The organism is Streptomyces sp. MspMP-M5 (assembly GCF_000373585.1).
Classification (GTDB): Bacteria; Actinomycetota; Actinomycetes; order Streptomycetales; family Streptomycetaceae; genus Streptomyces.
On the sequence record NZ_KB891951.1, the window covers coordinates 98809 to 116137 of the forward strand.

At 75.2% G+C, this 17329-nt stretch carries 16 protein-coding genes; 12 read left to right on the forward strand and 4 right to left on the reverse strand.

Going from position 1 to position 17329, the window contains the following annotated elements; genetic code table 11:
- The first annotated feature begins 81 nt into the window (after nucleotides 1-81).
- On the forward strand, nucleotides 82-972 hold the full coding sequence (locus B073_RS43400; protein WP_018542947.1) for an aminoglycoside phosphotransferase family protein: 891 nt from the start codon (nucleotides 82-84) through the stop codon (nucleotides 970-972).
- A gap of 57 nt (nucleotides 973-1029) precedes the next feature.
- Here the strand turns inward: B073_RS43400 and B073_RS0136205 are convergent, their stop codons facing one another.
- Nucleotides 1030-1932, reverse strand: a complete 903-nt coding sequence (locus tag B073_RS0136205; protein WP_018542948.1) for a helix-turn-helix transcriptional regulator — start codon at nucleotides 1930-1932, stop codon at nucleotides 1030-1032.
- A gap of 226 nt (nucleotides 1933-2158) precedes the next feature.
- Between B073_RS0136205 and B073_RS0136210 the strand changes: the two genes are divergently transcribed.
- The 3 genes from B073_RS0136210 to B073_RS0136220 are packed head-to-tail and all read left to right on the forward strand — an operon-like array spanning nucleotide 2159 to nucleotide 5528.
- Nucleotides 2159-3157, forward strand: a complete 999-nt coding sequence (locus B073_RS0136210) for an NADPH:quinone oxidoreductase family protein (RefSeq protein WP_026248050.1) — start codon at nucleotides 2159-2161, stop codon at nucleotides 3155-3157.
- Nucleotides 3154-4371, forward strand: a complete 1218-nt coding sequence (locus B073_RS0136215; RefSeq protein ID WP_018542950.1) for an acyl-CoA dehydrogenase family protein — start codon at nucleotides 3154-3156, stop codon at nucleotides 4369-4371. The genes B073_RS0136210 and B073_RS0136215 overlap by 4 nt, the downstream gene beginning before the upstream one ends.
- Nucleotides 4368-5528: an acyl-CoA dehydrogenase family protein gene (locus B073_RS0136220; protein ID WP_018542951.1), complete on the forward strand. Its 1161-nt coding sequence runs from the start codon at nucleotides 4368-4370 to the stop codon at nucleotides 5526-5528. The genes B073_RS0136215 and B073_RS0136220 overlap by 4 nt, the downstream gene beginning before the upstream one ends.
- 30 nt (nucleotides 5529-5558) lie before the next feature.
- Here B073_RS0136220 and B073_RS0136225 read toward each other — a convergent pair whose 3' ends face one another.
- A complete protein-coding gene (locus B073_RS0136225) occupies nucleotides 5559-6191 on the reverse strand; it encodes a hypothetical protein (protein WP_018542952.1) in 633 nt (210 codons plus the stop codon).
- Nucleotides 6192-6473: 282 nt separating this feature from the next.
- On the opposite strand from B073_RS0136225, the gene B073_RS0136230 reads away from it, so the two are divergent.
- Nucleotides 6474-7823, forward strand: a complete 1350-nt coding sequence (locus B073_RS0136230) for a hypothetical protein (protein WP_018542953.1) — start codon at nucleotides 6474-6476, stop codon at nucleotides 7821-7823.
- Nucleotides 7824-7845: 22 nt separating this feature from the next.
- Here the strand turns inward: B073_RS0136230 and B073_RS0136235 are convergent, their stop codons facing one another.
- Nucleotides 7846-8385, reverse strand: coding sequence for a hypothetical protein (locus B073_RS0136235; RefSeq protein WP_018542954.1), 540 nt, complete (start codon nucleotides 8383-8385; stop codon nucleotides 7846-7848).
- Between the two features lie 127 nt (nucleotides 8386-8512).
- Here B073_RS0136235 and B073_RS0136240 point away from each other — a divergent pair, with 127 nt between their 5' ends.
- From B073_RS0136240 to B073_RS0136270, 7 genes are all read left to right on the forward strand, one after another.
- Nucleotides 8513-9739, forward strand: a complete 1227-nt coding sequence (locus B073_RS0136240) for a S1 family peptidase (protein ID WP_018542955.1) — start codon at nucleotides 8513-8515, stop codon at nucleotides 9737-9739.
- 147 nt (nucleotides 9740-9886) lie between these two features.
- Complete coding sequence (locus tag B073_RS0136245; RefSeq protein ID WP_018542956.1) at nucleotides 9887-11482, forward strand: ABC transporter substrate-binding protein; 1596 nt, start codon at nucleotides 9887-9889, stop codon at nucleotides 11480-11482.
- 41 nt (nucleotides 11483-11523) lie between these two features.
- Entirely contained in the window at nucleotides 11524-12480 is a 957-nt protein-coding gene (locus B073_RS0136250; RefSeq protein WP_018542957.1) for an ABC transporter permease, read from the forward strand.
- On the forward strand, nucleotides 12473-13348 hold the full coding sequence (locus tag B073_RS0136255; RefSeq protein WP_018542958.1) for an ABC transporter permease: 876 nt from the start codon (nucleotides 12473-12475) through the stop codon (nucleotides 13346-13348). The genes B073_RS0136250 and B073_RS0136255 overlap by 8 nt, the downstream gene beginning before the upstream one ends.
- Nucleotides 13345-14364 (forward strand): oligopeptide/dipeptide ABC transporter ATP-binding protein, encoded by a 1020-nt coding sequence (locus B073_RS0136260; protein ID WP_018542959.1) that lies wholly within the window; start codon nucleotides 13345-13347, stop codon nucleotides 14362-14364. The genes B073_RS0136255 and B073_RS0136260 overlap by 4 nt, the downstream gene beginning before the upstream one ends.
- On the forward strand, nucleotides 14348-15061 hold the full coding sequence (locus B073_RS0136265; RefSeq protein WP_018542960.1) for an ABC transporter ATP-binding protein: 714 nt from the start codon (nucleotides 14348-14350) through the stop codon (nucleotides 15059-15061). The genes B073_RS0136260 and B073_RS0136265 overlap by 17 nt, the downstream gene beginning before the upstream one ends.
- A 53-nt stretch (nucleotides 15062-15114) precedes the next feature.
- Entirely contained in the window at nucleotides 15115-15576 is a 462-nt protein-coding gene (locus B073_RS0136270) for an acyl-CoA thioesterase (protein WP_018542961.1), read from the forward strand.
- A gap of 152 nt (nucleotides 15577-15728) precedes the next feature.
- On the opposite strand, the gene B073_RS0136275 is transcribed toward B073_RS0136270, so the two are convergent.
- A complete protein-coding gene (locus B073_RS0136275) occupies nucleotides 15729-16526 on the reverse strand; it encodes a DeoR/GlpR family DNA-binding transcription regulator (protein ID WP_018542962.1) in 798 nt (265 codons plus the stop codon).
- Nucleotides 16527-17329 lie beyond the last annotated feature (803 nt).

Below are 17329 nucleotides of genomic sequence, written 5' to 3' on the forward strand. Positions count from 1 at the left end.
CCCGGCGCCGCGCCCGCCCCGCGGCGCCACTCACCGCCTGCCACCTTGCCGGCACCGGCCGCCCGTGCCACCGTCCGTCCGGTGAACGCAGACCGGACACCGCCCCACCCGCCCGCCGGGACGGCCCGCTGGCACACCCACGACCTCGCCCTCCACCCCGACCGGGTCGTCAAACGCTTCCGCCCCGCCGAGGGCCTGGGCCCCTACACCCGCGAACGCCGTGCACTGACCCTCCTCGCCGCCCACGCCCCGGGCGTCGCCCCCGTCCTCCTGAGCGCCCACGACCCCGCCGTCCCCGCCGATCCGCCGGCCCTGGTGATGTCCCGCCTCCCCGGTGCGCCCCTGCGCGGAAACCCGCTGGGGGAGCGGCAGTTGACCGCCTGGGCGCAGGCCGTCCGAACCGTCCACGCCGCGCTCCCGCCCACCGACCTCGCCCGGCTGCCGCTCCGGTACGGTCACCAGCGGGAGACCGTCGAACGGGTCCGCGCCTGGTACGCGCGGCCGCCGGACCGGCCCTTCGGCCCGGCCGTCCGGCGGGCGCTGGAGGCCGGCAGGGACTGGCTCGACGGCTCCGGGTTCGGCGCGCCGGACGCTCCGCACGGCGTCCCGCCGGACGTCCCGGCCGTGTTCGGCGCCGGCGACGGCAACTCCGCCAACTACCTCTGGGACGGCCGGCGCGTCCGGGTGGTCGACTTCGAGGAGTCCGGCCGCAGCGACCGCGCCTACGAACTCGCCGAGATCGTCGAGCATGTCTCCGCCCGGGTGCCGCGTCCCTTCGACACCGCCGCGTTCCTGCGCCGCTTCCCGCTGACCCCCGCCGAGTCCGCCCGTCTGCGGGACTGCCGGATCCTGCTCGCCCTGGTCTGGCTCTTCCTGCTCGCCGCCGACGACCCCGCGCACCCCAGGAACCCACCCGGCACCGCCGAACGGCAGGCCCGGCTGCTGCGGCGACGGCTCGACGGCGCGGCGTAGCCCGCCCGGACGGCGGGCCGGGGGAGTGCCGGTGGCGTACGGGGTGCGGGGGAGGGGCTATCGGCGCTCGGGTTCGAGGGCCCGGGCGGCTGGGCCGTGTTCGGCGGTGAGCAGTCGTAGTGCGGCCTCGGAGGGGGAGCCGTCGGGGGCGGTGAACATCAGGACGGACTGGCCGGAGCCGTCCGGGGTCTGCATCATCTCGAAGTCCAGGGCCAGTTCGCCCACCAGAGGATGGTGGAAGTGCTTGGTGCCGAACGTGCAGTTGCCGACCACATGGCGTGACCACAGGCCGCTGAACTCGGTGCTCTTCATCGACAACTCGCCGATCAGCCCGGCCAGTTGCTGGTCGTCGGGGAGCTGTCCCGCGGCCACCCGCAGGGCGGCGACCGCGCGCCGGGTCTCCTCCTCGCGCCGCGGGTAGAGCTCGCGGGTGTGCGGGTCGAGGAAGAGCAGCCGCTGGGTGTTGGGCCGGTCCAGCGGGCGGGACGGGCTGTCGAAGTCGAGATGGCCGGCGATCAGGGCGTGCCCGAGGCGGTTCCATGCCAGGACCTCGAAGCGCGGTCCGAGGGCCACGGCCGGCACGGCCCCGACGGCGGCGAGCAGCTGCCGCACACCGGGGCGGGCGGTCGCGGGGCGGACCGCCGGGCGGCGCCGGGCCGGTTCCGGACGGGCGAGTTGGCGCAGGTGGGCGCGCTCGTCGGGGGTCAGGCGGAGCGCCCGGGCCAGGGCGTCGAGCACGCCCTCCGAGGCGTTGTGGCTCTGGCCCTGTTCGAGGCGGGTGTAGTAGGCGACGCTGACGCCGGCGAGCTGGGCGAGTTCCTCGCGCCGCAGCCCGGGGACCCGGCGGCGGGACCCGTAGGAGACCAGGCCGACGTCCTCCGGCTGGAGCCGGGCGCGGCGGGTGCGCAGGAAGTCCCCCAGTACGGAGGGGCCGGAGGGGCCGGTGGCGGATGAGTCCATGCCCGCCAGTGTGCTTGACGGGGCGGGTGGGGTGCCTGTCCCTGTCAGGGGCAGGCTCCCGGCACCGGGCCGCACCCTGGTCGTCCCCGGGCCGGTGGGGCACCCGCGACGACGGGCGGCCGGAACTGTTCCGTCGGTGGATACCGACCGCTTAGTATGCCGCGTGGCGAGGGCCGGGCCCCGGCCCCGCACCAGCCGTACGACTTCAGGTCTGTGGAGGCATCAGGTGAAGGCATGGCGCGTGCACGCGAACGGGGAGCCGCGAGCGGTGATGCGGCTGGAGGAGGTGCCGGACCCGCAGCCGGGGCCGGGGCAGCTGCTGCTGCGGGTGCGGGCGGCCAACGTCAACTTCCCCGACGCGCTGCTGTGCCGGGGCCAGTACCAGGCCCGGCCGCCGCTCCCGTTCACCCCCGGCGTGGAGATCTGCGGCGAGGTGCTGGCCGTCGGCGAGGGCGCGGCCGGCGAGGTCGGGTCGCGGGTGCTGGCCCAGCCCGCGCTCCCGGGCGGCGGGTTCGCCGAACTCGCGGTCGCCGACGCCGCCACCGTCCGCCCCGCTCCCGAGGCGCTGGACGACGCCGAGGCCGCCGCGCTGCACATCGGCTACCAGACCGGCTGGTTCGGACTGCACCGCCGGGCCCGGCTCCAGGCCGGCGAGACACTGCTGGTGCACGCCGCGGCCGGCGGCGTCGGCAGCGCCGCCGTCCAGCTGGGCCGGGCCGCCGGCGCCCGGGTCATCGGTGTCGTCGGCGGCCCCGACAAGGCCCGCACCGCCCGGGAACTGGGCTGCGACCTCGTCCTCGATCGCCACACCGACGACCTCGTCGCCGCCGTCAAGGAGGCCACCGGCGGACGGGGCGCGGACGTGGTCTACGACCCGGTCGGCGGCGACGCGTACGCCAAGTCCACCAAGTGCATCGCCTTCGAGGGCAGGATCGTCGTCGTCGGCTTCGCCGGCGGCACCGTCCCCACCCCGGCCCTCAACCACGCCCTCGTCAAGAACTACGCGATCCTGGGCCTGCACTGGGGCCTTTACCACACCAAGGACCCGGCCGCCGTCGACGCCTGCCACGAGGAGCTGACCGAGCTCGCCGCCCGGGGCGCCGTCGCGCCGCTGATCGGCGGACGGGTGCCCCTGTCGGCGGCCGCCGACGCCGTCCAGCGGGTCGCCGACGGGGACTCCGTCGGCCGCCTCGTGGTCGTTCCCGGAACGGAGGAGACCCGATGACCGACGCCGCCGACCTGCGCCGGCGCACCACCGACCTGCTCGCCGCCCACCCTCCCGAGCGCACCGGCCGGCTGGACTTCCTGCGCGCCCGTTTCGACGCCGGGCTTGCCTGGGTGCACTTCCCCGAGGGCCTCGGCGGCCTGGACGCCCCGCGCTCCCTCCAGGCCGTCGTGGACGCCGAACTCGCCGCCGCCGGTGCCCCGGACAACGACCCCGGCCGGATCGGCATCGGCCTCGGCATGGCCGCCCCGACGATCCTCCGCTACGGCACCGAGGAGCAGAAGAAGCGCTTCCTGCGGCCGCTGTGGACCGGAGAGGAGGTGTGGTGCCAGCTGTTCAGCGAGCCCGGCGCCGGCTCCGACCTGGCCGCGCTGGCCACCCGCGCCGTCCGGGACGAGGACGGCGACGGGGACTGGATCGTGGACGGGCAGAAGGTGTGGACCTCCAGCGCCCACCTGGCGCGCTGGGCGATCCTGATCGCCCGCACCGACCCGGCCGTCCCCAAACACCGCGGACTGACGTACTTCCTCTGCGACATGACCGCCCCCGGCGTCGAGGTGCGGCCGCTGCGCCAGATCACCGGCGAGGCGGAGTTCAACGAGGTCTTCCTCGGCGGCGTGCGGATCCCCGACGCCCACCGCCTCGGCGACGTCGGCGACGGCTGGCAGGTCGCCCGCACCACCCTGATGAACGAGCGGGTCGCCATCGGCGGCGTCCGCGCCCCGCGCGAGGGTGGGGGCACCCCCGCCGAAGGCAGGGGGAGGATGATCGGCGTCGCCGCGGCAGCCTGGCGCGACCACCCCGAGCTGCGCACCCACGACCTGCACCAGCGGCTGCTGACCCTCTGGGTGGAGGCCGAGGTGGCCCGCCTCACCGGCGAACGGCTGCGCCAGCAGCTCTCCCAGGGCCAGCCCGGCCCCGAGGGCAGCGGGATGAAACTCGCCTTCGCCCGGCTCGCCCAGCAGATCAGCGGCTGGGACGTGGAGTTCCGCGGTGAGGACGGCCTCACCTACGACGACTGGACGCTGCGCCGCCCCGAGGGCGTCGACTTCACCGGCCGCGAGGCCGGCTACCGCTATCTGCGCGCCAAGGGGAACTCCATCGAGGGAGGCACCTCCGAAGTGCTGCTCAACATCGTCGCCGAACGCGTCCTGGGCCTGCCGCCCGAGCCGCGCACCGACAAGGACGTCGCGTGGAAGGACCTCCCCCGATGACCCCCACGACCCCGGCCCCCGCGACCCCCGCCGCCGAACCCGACCTCCTCTACTCCGAGGAGGAGGACGCCCTGCGCGCCGCCGTACGGGCGCTGCTCGCCGACCGCGCCGATCCGGCCACCGTGCTCGCCGCCGTGGAGACCGGCCGGCCGTGTGACCCGGAGCTGTGGCACGCCCTGACCGCCGGGATCGGCGCCGCCGGGCTGCTCGTCCCCGAGGAGCTCGGCGGACAGGGCGCCGGCCCCCGGGAGGCCGCCGTCGTCCTGGAGGAACTGGGCCGCGCGGTGGCGCCGTTGCCCTATCTGACCAGCGCGGTGCTCGCGGTCACCGCGCTGCTCGGCTGCGACACCGGCCGGCCCGAGGTCGCCGGCCCGCTGGCCGCGCTCGCCGAGGGCCGCACCGTCGGCGCGCTCGCCGTCCCGCTGCCGACCGCTCCGGGCGGGACCGGCCCGGCCACCGTACGGGCGGACGCCGCCGGCGCCCTCACCGGGCGGATCACCTCCGTCGCGGACGCCCCCGGCGCCGGGCTGCTGCTCGTCCCGGCCGACGGCCCGGACGGCCCGGCGCTGCACGCGGTCAACGCCGCGGCCGACGGCGTGCGCATCGAGCCGGTCACCCCGCTCGACCTGACCCGGCCGCTGGCTCACGTGGTCCTCGACGGCGCCGCCGGCCGCCCGCTGGCCCACGGGGAGCGGGCCCGCGCCGCCGTCGAGCGCGCGCTGCGCACCGGCGCCGGACTGCTCGCCTCCGAACAGCTCGGACTCGCCGAGTGGTGCCTGACCGAAACCGTGCGGTACACCCGCGAGCGCACCCAGTTCGGCCGCCCGGTCGGCTCCTTCCAGGCCCTCAAGCACCGGATGGCCGCCCTGTGGCTGGACGTGGCCGCGGCCCGGGCCGCGGCCCGCAACGCCGCCGACGCGCTGGCCGGCGACACCCCGGACGCGCCGGTCGCGGTCGCGGTGGCCCAGGCGTTCTGCGCGCCGGTGGCGGTCCGCGCCGCCGAGGAGTGCATCCAGCTGCACGGCGGCATCGGGATGACCTGGGAGCACCCCGCGCACCTCTTCCTCAAGCGCGCCAAGAGCGACGAACTCGCCCTCGGCACCCCGGGCCGCCACCGTGCGGCACTGGCCGGACTGGTCGACCTGGCCGCGCCGTAGGCAGGCGCCTCAACCCGCCTCCCTGGCCTGTCAGTTGGTGACCGCGAACGGCCGGCTGAAGGCGTGCGTGGTGCCGTTGCCGGCGGCCACCTCCAGGGCGTAGGCCCGGCCGGGCGGCACCTCGGGCAGGGTCACCAGGGCCTCGCCGGCCGGTCCGGCGCCGGCCCGCGGGGAGACCATCGCCAGCCGCTGTATCCGGCCCCGGCCGGCGGCCGCGTTGAGCCAGACGTCCACCTCGGTGCCGGTGGTGTTGGTCCAGGCGACCGGGAAGCTGCCCTTGGCCCGCAGACTGGCCGGGCCGGCGGGCCCGGTGACCTGGATCCGCCCGCCCGGTCGCCCGGCGGCGGGCGGCGGTGCGGCCGGCCGGGAGTCGGGTCGGGAGTCGGGTCGGGAGTCGGCGGGGCGGACCGGCGCCGGTCCGGGGGCGCCGGGCGCGGCGTCGGCCGCCGGGTCCTCGGGGACCACCTCCGGCCCGCCGAGGGCGACCGCGGCGCGGCCGACGGCGGCCGGACCGGCAGCGGCCGCGGGCGCCGCCGCGGGGGTGGCGGACCGCTGGGCGCCGGGGTGGTGGGCGGGGGCCAGTTCGAGGACCAGCGTGCAGCCGACCGCGGTGGCGGCGACGGCGATGGCGAGGGAGTTGGCCGTCTCGGCGACCCTGCCCATCGCGTCCTCCTTTCGTCGGGGAGGGACGAGTCGTTCCTCGGGCCCTTCCGTGGGCGCCGCCGCGGGGCGTGCCCGGGCGCCGTCGGGGAAGGGACGAGCCCGAACATCCCCGGCGACCTTGATCATCAAAAAGCCGCGCCCGGCGACCACCTGGACGGACAGCCCCGGCGCGACAGGGCCGCCGGGGCACCGCATACTGCCCGCCATCCCCGGGACGATCGGTAAAAATTCGGTAAACCGCCAAGGGTGTCCTGAAAGTGCGGTTCGGGTAGCGTCGGAGCCATGAAGACCGCAATCCGCCGTGCGCTGACCGGACCGGTTCTCCTGCTGCTGGCGGCCCTCCTCGCGACGGTCACGGTGGCTGCACCCGGCGCGCACGCCGCGGGCGGCCTGGACGAGGCGGCCGCCGCCCTGCGGAAAGGCCCGGTCTACGTCGACCCCCGCGCCGCGGATCGGTTCTCGGCCGGCCAGGCGGACGCCCTCGCCAAAAAGATTAAGGACTCCGGCAAGCCGGTCTTCGTCGCGGTCCTGCCCCGCACCTCCGACTACCAGCCGGCCACCCTCCTCCGGGACCTGCGCACCAAGGTCGGCATCAGCGGCGTCTACGCCGTCGAACTCGGCGACGGCTTCAACGCCGGCGCCGACCCCCGGGTGATGCCGCGCACCGCCGTCCAGAACCTCGTCGGCGCCGTCGAGCGCTCCCGGTACCCGACCGTCTCCGCGCGCCTGAACAGCTTCGTCGACACCGCCGTCACCGAGGCCCGCGGCCACGCCCCGGCCTCCTGGGGCGGCCGCGGCGGCGGCTTCGGCACCGGCACCGCCGTCGGCATCGGCGCGCTGATCGTCATCGGGGGCGGCGGCGCCTACGCCATCGCCCGCCGCAACCGCCGCAAGCGGGCCGAGGAGGAACGCGCCGCCCTCGAAGACCTGCGGATCGTGGTCGACGAGGACATCACCGCCTTCGGCGAGGAGCTGGACCGGCTGGACTTCGACCCGGCCGCGCCCGGCGCCGACGACACCATGCGCGCCGACTACGCCCGCGCCCTGGACGCCTACGAGGACGCCAAGTCGGCGATGGCCGCGGCCGAGCACCCCGGCGACGTCCAGGCGGTGACCAAGGAACTGGAGGAGGGCCGCTTCGCGCTCGCCACCCTCGCCGCCCGCCGCGCCGGCGAACCGCTGCCCGAACGCCGGCTGCCCTGCTTCTTCGACCCCCGGCACGGCCCCTCCGTCACCGACGCCGACTGGGCCCCGCCCGGCGGCGCCGAGCGCACCGTCCCGGTCTGCGCCGCCGACAAGAGCCGGCTGGACGACGGCCGCGAGCCGCTGGCCCGCACGGTCCGCACCCCGCAGGGCGACCGCCCCTACTGGGACGCGGGCCCCGCCTACGCCCCCTGGGCCGGCGGCTACTTCGGCGGCGGGCTGCTCCCCGGCCTCCTCGTCGGCACCACCCTCGGCCACCTGATGATGTCCGGCCCCGCCTACGGCGCCGACCTCGGCGGCTACCAGGGCGCGGAGGGCGGCGACGACACGGGCGCCGACTTCGACGCCGGCGGCTTCGGCGGCGGCTTCGGCGACGGCGGCGGGGACTTCGGGGGCGGCGGCGACAGCGGCTTCGGCGGCGGCTTCTGAGCCACCCTCGCCGCCCGCCCGGTCACCCCTCCCGGGAGCCGCCGGGCACCACCCGCTTCGCACCCAGGAAACGCGCGTACCGCGCCCGCACCGCGAAGTCGGCGTAGCCCCACACCACCGGCCGGCCCACCTCCCGGCACAGGTGCAGCACCCGGTCCGGACCGAGGTGGACGCCGACGTGCGCGCCGTACCCCTCCGGCCGCCCGGCGACCGGCCCGCCGCCGAAGAGCACCAGGTCCAGCGGCCCCGGCGCAGCGGCCCGCCGGGTCGCCGCCCGGTCCGCCCACGGCTCCGCCGACCGCAGCGGCGGCACCCACAGCCCGAAGTGGCCCGGCACCGCGTAGGCGTACCGCCGGCACGTGGCGTCCCCGCCGAGATCCGGGGGCGGCGCCGTGGCCGGTCCACCCTCGGCGCCCTCGGCCGGGGGTGACGGGCATTCAGGTGGCCCGGCTCCCGGATGGCGGGCGGCCGAGCAGGGGACGTTGCGCAGCGCCCCGGGCGGCGCCCCGAACGCGACGGGGCCGTGGGCGGTGGGGACTTGGCGGCGATCGGCGGGGACCACCGCCCCATCATGCCGCCGTTCTCCCCGTGCCGGCGCGTGCGGTGTCGGCGAGGCTCGTTTGCGGGCCGATCCCTGCACCCGCCCACCTCCGGGCGGGATGTGTACTCGACACCGCGAGGAGACCCCCATGCAACGCCGCATTCCCAAGGCCGCCCTGTGGAGCGCGGCCGCCGCCGCCCTGGTGGCGGCCGTCACCCCGAACGGCCCGGCGCGGGCCCTGCCGCAGTCCGAACCCAGCCCCCAGCCCGCGCGGCGCACCATGCTCGACGCGATGCGCCGGGACCTCGGGCTGTCCCCGACCGAGGTCCGGACCCGGCTCGCGCAGGAGGCCGAGGCGCAGCACACCGCCCTCGCCGTGCGCCGGGCGCTGTCCGCGCCGCCCGCCGGGATGTGGTTCGACACGTCGCTCGGCCGGCTCGTCGTCGCGGTCAACGGGCCCGACGACGCCCGGCGGGTCCGGGACGCGGGGGCGGTCCCCAAGACCGTCCGGCACAGCCGGGAGACGCTGCGCGGAGTGGTCCGGCAGATCGCCGACCACGCCGGCCGGGGCGTCCCGGGCGTCACCGGCTGGGGCATCGACGAGCGCGCCAACGGGGTCGTGGTGCGGGTCGACCGCGCGGCGCGCACCACCCGCACCGCCGGCTTCGAGAGCACGGTCCGCCAGATCGCGGTCCGCTCCCGGGTCCCGGTCACCGTCGAACGCAGCGACCAGGCCCCCAGCCAGCAGAACGGCACGGTCGGCGGCGGCGAACGCTGGATGCCGGGGACCGACGGCATCTGCTCCATCGGCTTCTCGGTGACCGGACCCCACCACTTCCAGGGCTTCCTGACGGCCGGTCACTGCACCCTCAAGGCCAACCAGCCCGCCTACGGCAAGGACGGCAGCCGCATCGGGACCTCCAACCAGGGCGGGACGCACAGCGTCAACGGCTACGCCGGCGACTTCGGCCTGGTGTCGGTGAACCAGCCGGGCTGGCGGCTGACCCCGGAGGTGCGGGGCCAGGGCGGCAGCCCGGTCACCGTCACCGGCTCCCAGCAGGGCATCGTCGGGATGTCGATCTGCCACTCCGGCCAGACCAGCGGCTGGCACTGCGGCGAGATCACCCGCACCGACCAGACCGTGGACTACGGCACCACCGTCATCTCCGGGCTGTCCTTCACCAACGCCTGCTCGGCGGCCGGGGATTCGGGCGGTTCCTACGTCAGCCAGCCCGGCGCCCCCAAGGCCGTGGGCGTGCACTCCGGGGGCGGCGCGGCGACCTGCGACGTCGGCGGGGACACCGTCACCATCTTCCAGCCCATCGACGTGCCGCTGCGGAAGTGGAACCTGAAGCTGGTGACCGGCACCCCGTGACCGCCCGGTCCCGGGGACCCCGCGCCCCATAGCGGGCCACAGCCGTCCGGGACCGGTTCATGACCACACCTTTACGACTGTTTTAATGGCAGCCGCAGAAATGCGAGCACTTCGCAACAACAGTCGATCTTCAAAAGAGGTGTGGGCATGACGTCCCGGTCCATACGGCGAGCGGTCGCCACGGCACTGGCGGCCACCACGGCGCTCACCGCGGCGGCCTGCGCCACGCCGAACGAGGGCCGCGGCAGCACCAAACCCACCGACAGCGCCGTCGTCGGCATCGCCTACGAACCCGAGACCCTCAGCCCGCTCCTCGGCTACGGCAAGGACGGCAACTCCAAGATCTTCGACGGGCTGCTCACCCACGACGCCGGCATGCACCTCAAGCCCGCCCTCGCCGCCGCCCTGCCCGAGGTCACCGACGGCGGCAAGACCTACACCTACACCCTCCGCCCCGGCGTGACCTTCAGCGACGGCAAGCCCTTCACCGCCGACGACGTCGTCTTCACCTACACCACCATCCTCGACGAGAAGACCAACAACGCCTCCAAGGCCGAACTGGACGCCCTCGACACCGTCGAGAAGAAGGACGACCGGACCGTCGTCTTCCACCTGAAGTACCCCTACGCGCCGTTCGCCGAGCGCACCGTCCTGCCCATCGCCCCCCGGCACCTCGCCGGCAAACAGGACGTCAACACCGGCCCCTTCACCACCCACCCCGTCGGCACCGGCCCCTACGTCCTTTCCAAGTGGTCCAAGGGCGAGAAGCTCACCTTCACCGCCAACCCCCACTACTGGGGCGGCACACCCAAGGTCAAGCACCTCACCATGGCGGTCATCAAGGACGACGACATCCGCGCCACCCGGCTGCGCTCCGGCGACCTCGACGGCGCCATCCTCCCGCCCGAACTCGCCGCCACCTTCAAGACCGACAAGAGCCGCACCACCCTCGCCGCCAAGACCTTCGACTACCGCAACGTCACCCTGCCCACCGCCAACCCCGTCACCGGCGACCGGGCCGTCCGCCGGGCACTCGACCTCGCCGTCGACCGCCGGGCCATGGTCGACGGCATCCTCAGCGGCGCCGGCAAGCCCGCCTACGGACCGGTGCCCACCGACAGCCCCTGGTTCGCCAAGGGCACCGAGCGCCCGCACGACCTCGGCAAGGCCCAGCACCTCCTCGACGACGCCGGCTGGAAGAAGGGCCCCGACGGCATCCGCGCCAAGAACGGACAGCGCGCCTCCTTCACCCTCTGGTACCTCTCCGGCGACAAGCTCCGCCAGGAACACGCCCTCGCCTTCGCCTCCGACGCCAAGAAGGCCGGCATCGAGGCCAAGGTCGAGTCCGGCACCTGGGAGGCCATCGAGCCCGCCATGAAGCAGGACGCCGTCCTCGCCGGCGGCGGCAGCCCCGCCGACCCCGACTTCGACCAGTACCTGCTGCTGCACTCCGCACTCGCCGGCGACGGCTTCAACAACATGTCCCGGTACGCCAACAAGACCGTCGACGACCAGCTCGTCACGGCCCGCCGCACCGACGACCACACGGCCCGCAAGGCCGCCTACGACACCATCCAGCGCACACTGGCCGACGACCCCGCCTACGTCTTCCTCACCCACGTCGACCACCTCTACGTCGTCGACAACCGCTGGAAGGACCTCACCACCCAGGTCGAACCGCACGACCACGGCCTGGCCTCCGGCCCCTGGTGGAACGTCGAGGACTGGCAGCCCGCCAAGTGACCACGCACCACCGCCCGTTGCCCTGGGGGCCGATGGCACGGATGACGGCACGGCGCGCCCTGACCGCCGTGCCCGTCCTCCTCGCCGTCACCCTCGGGGTGTTCGCCCTCGCTGCCGCCTCGCCCTTCGACCCGGTGCGCGCCTACGCCGGCACCGCCGGACTCACCGCCTCCCAGGACAACCTCGACCAGCTCCGGCACAACCTCGGCGCCGACCAACCCCTGCTCACCCGCTGGTGGGACTGGCTCACCCGCGCCCTCACCGGCGACCTCGGCGACTCCACCAGCCTGCGCGCCCCCGTCTCCCAGGTCATCGGCGAACGCCTCGGCTGGTCCGTACTGCTGTGCACGCTGGCCTTCGCCCTCGCCGTGACCGCCGGCACCCTCCTCGGCGTACTGGCCGCCCGCCGCCGCGGCGGCCCCCTCGACCGCGCGATCACCACCACCGCCTACGTCCTGGAAGCCGCCCCGCCCTACTGGCTCGGCCTGCTCGCCGTCTGGCTCGGCGCCCTGAAACTCGGCGTACTGCCGGCCGGCGGCCTCACCGACACCGGCAGCGACCTCGCCACCCCCGGCCAGATCGCCCGCCACCTCACCCTCCCCGCACTGGTGCTCGCCGTCTCCCAGCTCCCGTGGTTCGTGCTGTACGTCCGGCAGGGCGTCGGCGACGCACTGGAGGAGGACCCCGTACGCGGCGCCCGCGCCCGCGGCCTGCGCGAACGCACCGTCCTCCACCGGCACGCGCTCCGCTCCGGCCTGCTGCCCGTCCTGACCCTGATCGGCTCCCGGGTACCCGAACTCATCACCGGCGCCCTCCTCGTCGAGACCGTCTTCAGCTGGCCGGGCATCGCCGCCGCCACCGTCCAGGCCGCCACCGGCGTCGACTTCCCGCTGCTCGCCGCGCTCACCGTGCTCGCCACCGCCGCCGTCCTCGCCGGCAACCTGCTGTCCGACCTCCTCTACGGACTGGCCGACCCGAGAGTGGGCTTCGATGGCTAGCACCGCCTCCACCCGCACGCCCCGGACCCGGCGCGGCCCGGGCACCCGGCGCACCCTCCGGCTCCGGGCCGCCGCCACCACCCTGGCCGTCCTCGTCCTCGCCGTCCTCCTCGTCCCGCTGCTCTTCCCCCTCGACCAGCAGGCCGTCGACCTGGCCGCCAAGCTCCAACCCCCCTCCGCCACCCACCCGTTCGGCACCGACGAAGTCGGCCGTGACCTGCTGCTCCGCTGCGTCTACGGACTGCGCGTCTCCCTGCTCGTCGGCGTGGTCGCCGCCCTGGCCGCCACGGTCGCCGGCACCGCCGTCGGCGCCCTCGCCGGGGCACTCGGCGGCTGGGCCGACCGCACCGTGATGCGCCTGGTCGACCTCTTCGCCTCCGTGCCCCACCTGCTGCTCGGCATCTTCGTCGTCGCCGTCTTCCGGCCCGGCGTCTGGCCGGTGATCCTCTCCGTGGCGCTGACGCACTGGCTGTCCACCGCCCGCATCGTCCGCGCCGAGGTGCTCTCGCTGCGCTCCCGCCCCCATCTCGACGCCGCGCTCACCGGCGGCGCCTCACGCCGGCGGGTGACCACCCGTCACCTCCTGCCGGCCGTGCTGCCGCAGGCCGGACTCGCCGCCGTCCTGATGGTGCCGCACGCCATCTGGCACGAGTCCGCCCTCTCCTTCCTCGGCCTGGGACTGCCCGCCCACGAGGCGAGCCTCGGCATCATGGCCAACGCCGCCCGCAGCTCCCTGCTGGCCGGCGACTGGTGGCCCACCCTCTTCCCCGGCCTGTTCCTCATCGTCCCCACCCTCGCCGTCGCGGGCCTGGCCGGCGCCTGGCGGGAACGGCTCAACCCCCGCCGCCGATCGGAGCTGACGCTGTGACCGCCCACGGCACCCCCGACGCACACCACGAGAAGCCCCGGCCGCTGCTCGCCGTGCGCGAACTGACCGTCCGCTTCCGGATGCCCGGCGGCCGGTCCGTCGCCGCCGTCACCGACGCCGCCTTCGACCTGGCACCCGGCGAGTGCCTGGTCCTCGTCGGCGAGAGCGGCTGCGGCAAGTCCGTCCTGGCCTCCGCCCTGCTCGGCCTGCTCCCCGGCAACGCCGACGCCACCGGCACCGCGCTGCTCACCGACACCCACGGCCCGACCGAACTGCTCACCGCCCCCGAGGCCGAACTCGCCCGCTCCGTCCGCGGCCGCCGGATCGGCCTGATCCCGCAGAGCCCCGCCGCCCACCTCACCCCCGTCCGCACCGTACGCGCCCAACTGGAGGAAACCGTACGGGAGTTGACCGGCACCAGACGCGGCCCCGAACTCCGCGCGGCCGCCGAACGGACCGCCGAACGCGCCGCCTTCCCACCCGGCCACCTCGACCGCCACCCGCACCAGCTCTCCGGCGGCCTCGCCCAGCGCGCCGCCACCGCCCTCGCCCTGGCCGGCGACCCCCCGCTGCTGCTGGCCGACGAACCCACCACCGGCCTCGACCGCGACCTCGTCGACCGCACCGTCGACGAACTCCGCCGGCACACCGGAGCCGGCCGCGCCCTGCTGATGATCACCCACGACCTGGCCGCGGCCGAACGCATCGCGGACCGGGTCGCCGTGATGTACGCCGGACGCCTCGTCGAACTCGCCGACGCCCGCCGCTTCTTCGGCACCCCCGGCCCCCGCCACCCCTACGCCCGCGGCCTGCTCGACGCACTCCCCGACCGCGCCTTCACCCCCATCCCCGGCATGCCGCCCGAACTCGGCGACCTGCCGGCCGGCTGCGCCTTCGCCGCCCGCTGCGACCGCGCCACCACGGCCTGCGCGACGCTCCCCGCGCCCCGCGACGGCGTCGCCTGCCACCACCCGGTGCCGCCGGAGAGGAAGAGCGACCGTGCTCGAACTGCGTGACATCACCGCCGGCTACGACCGCGGCGCTCCCGTCGTCCGCGGCGTGTCCCTGACCCTCGCCCCCGGCGAAGCGGTCGGCCTGCTCGGCCCCAGCGGCTGCGGCAAGTCCACCCTGGCCCGGGTCGCCGCCCTGCTGCACCGGCCCTACGCCGGCACCGTCCTCCTGGACGGCACGCCCGCCCCGGGCTGGCGGCACCGCGCACCCCGCGCCCTGCGCACCGCCTTCGGCGTCCTCTTCCAGCAGCCCCGGCTCTCCGCCGACCCCCGCCTGCGGCTCGCCGACGTGATCGCCGAGCCGCTGCGCGCCACCGGCCGCAAGACCGAAGTCCCCGACCGCCTACGGGAGTTGGCTCCCCTCGTCGGCCTCGGCGAGGACCTGCTCGCCCGCCGCCCCCACGAGGTCAGCGACGGCCAGCTGCAACGCGCCTGCCTGGCCCGCGCGCTGGTGCTCCGCCCCCGCTGGCTGATCTGCGACGAGATGACCGCGATGCTGGACGCCTCCACCACCGCCGCGCTCGTCGCCGTCGTCGAGACCTACCGCCGGGAGAGCGGTGCCGGAGTGCTCGCCGTCGGCCACGACCGCACCCTGCTGCAACGCTGGTGCGACCGCACCGTCGCCTGGACGGACCTGGGCACCCCCACCGGAATGACCGGCGACGGGACACCCACGGCCACCGGAATGCCCGGCGCCGGCTGAGCGTTCCTCCTACGATGGTGCGACGCGTGACCCACGGGGAGACAGGAGCGATCGTGACCGAAGTGGCGCATGTGGCGAGGGAAACGGGCCCGGACCGGCCCTTCGCCGTACCGATCACCGTCCGCGGCTATGAGACCGACACCCAGGGCCACCTCAACCAGAGCGTCTACCTCCAGTACGCCGAGCACGCCCGCTGGTCCGCCCTCCAGGCGGGCGGCATCCCGCAGAGCGAGCTGGTGGCCCGCGGCATCGGCCCGGTCACCCTCGAAACCACCATCCGCTACCGGCGGGAACTCCGCGCCGGCGACGAGGTCGAGGTCAGCTGCCGGTTCGTCTGGAACGAGGGCAAGACCTTCGTCATCGAGCAGACCGTACGCAAGACCGACGGCACCACCGCCGCCGAGATCACCGCCGTCTGTGGCATCCTCGACCTCACCGCCCGCCACCTCCTCACCAACCCCCGAACGGCCCTGCGCGACCTGGCGACCGCCCCCGGGGTGCTGGGGCTGGGGTAGGCCCGGCCCGGCTGCGACGGGGGAGCGGGCTCGGCCGGGGGCCCTGGGACCCTTGGGGGAACTCGGCCCGGGGGACCCTTGGGGGAGGGGCGAACAGATCCCGTAGGGGTCGCAAGCGCCCCCTCGGGGCCCCAACGCACGGCGCAGCCCGGCTATTCCACGGACGCGCCCCCACCCCCCGCCACCACCGTCACCTCCGTACCGGCCGCCCGGATCGCCCGCACCTCCTCCGCCGGCAGCCCGCCATCGGTGATCAGTAGGTCGAAGTCGGCCACCGGCGCCAGCGCATACAGCCCGTCCTTCGTGAACTTGGTGTGGTCGGCGGCCAGCACCCGGCGCGCCGCGCTCTCCATCATCGCCCGCTTGACCTGCACCGTCTCCGGCGACGTGTGATAGCAGCGGCCCTTGGCGACGGCCGTCGTCGACAGGAACAGCACATCCGCCCGGTACGCCCGCACCGCGTCCGCGGTGTGCAGCCCCATGAACGCGTCGTACGCCGGGAAGTACGCCCCGCCCAGCGTGATCAGCGAGATACCCGGCTCCTGCGCCAGCGTGGTGACCGCCGGCAGCGAATTCGTGATCACCGTCAACGGGGCGTGCGCGGGCGCCTGGTGCGCCAGCATCAGACAGGTCGTGCTGTCGTCCAGCAACACCGTCTGCCCGGGCACCAGCAGCGCCGCCGCGGCCCGCGCCAACAGCCGCTTGGTCGCCGCCATCGTCGCCATCCGCTCCGCGACCGTGCCGTGGAACTGCGCCGACGGCAGCCCCGTCGCCCCGCCACGCACCTTCCGCAGCCACCCCTGCGCCTGCAACGCGTCCAGATCCCGATGGGCGGTCATCAGGCTGACCCCGAACTCCGCGGCCAGCTCGGCGGTCCGCACGAACCCCCGCGCGACCACCGACTCCCGGATCCGCCGCCGCCGTTCCTCCTGGGCCTCGACCCGGTCCATCGCCCCGTCCCCTCCGGTTCGCGCCACGGTCACCTGCGTGAAGGCACCGCGTGATGTTCACACGAAGGTAACGCGACGCGCGACGTACGCCTGCCCACCGCATACGACTCCGCCGCAACGCATCACGGCAATCTCCCGCCGCAACGGGAAGATTCCAGCCACCCTTGACGCCCCTTTCACGCAAACGATTGCATCACCGCGTCGCCCAGCGGCCCGCACATCCCACCACCCCTCCACCGACCCGAACGAGAGCTTCGATGACGAACCCTCCATCGCCCGCACCGCTTGGCTGGCCTTCCCACGTTGTCGGCTTTCCCGCCGTAGGGGTTCGCCTTTTGCGCCTGGCGGCGCGTTTTCCGGCCCACTTCGCGGGCGTTGCTGGTCCGCTTCGCGGGCGTTGTCGTTCCGCTGCGCGGGGCTGTTGGGTGCGGTGCCGGGTCTGCGGGGCAGGGGGTGTGTCCGGACTGCTTCGCTTTACGTCCGGACACACCCCCTGCCCCTCCGACCCGTCCCCTCCCGTGGGGGGTCATGGAAGACGGTGGGTGGGGGCCGGCGTGAGTGGTCCGGTGCGGGTCGCTGTCGTCGACGGTCACCCCTCAGTCCAGAGCCGGCACGGGCCCACAGACAGATGGTGCAACTGGCCTGAAATCTGACCCCAACGGGAGGGGACGGGTCGGAGGGGGTGGTGTGCCGGACGTAAAGCGAAGCAGTCCGGCACACCACCCCCGCAGGCCCGTCACCGCACCCAACAGCCCCGCGCAGCGGACAAGCAACGCGCCGCAGGCGCAACGGCAAGAACCCCT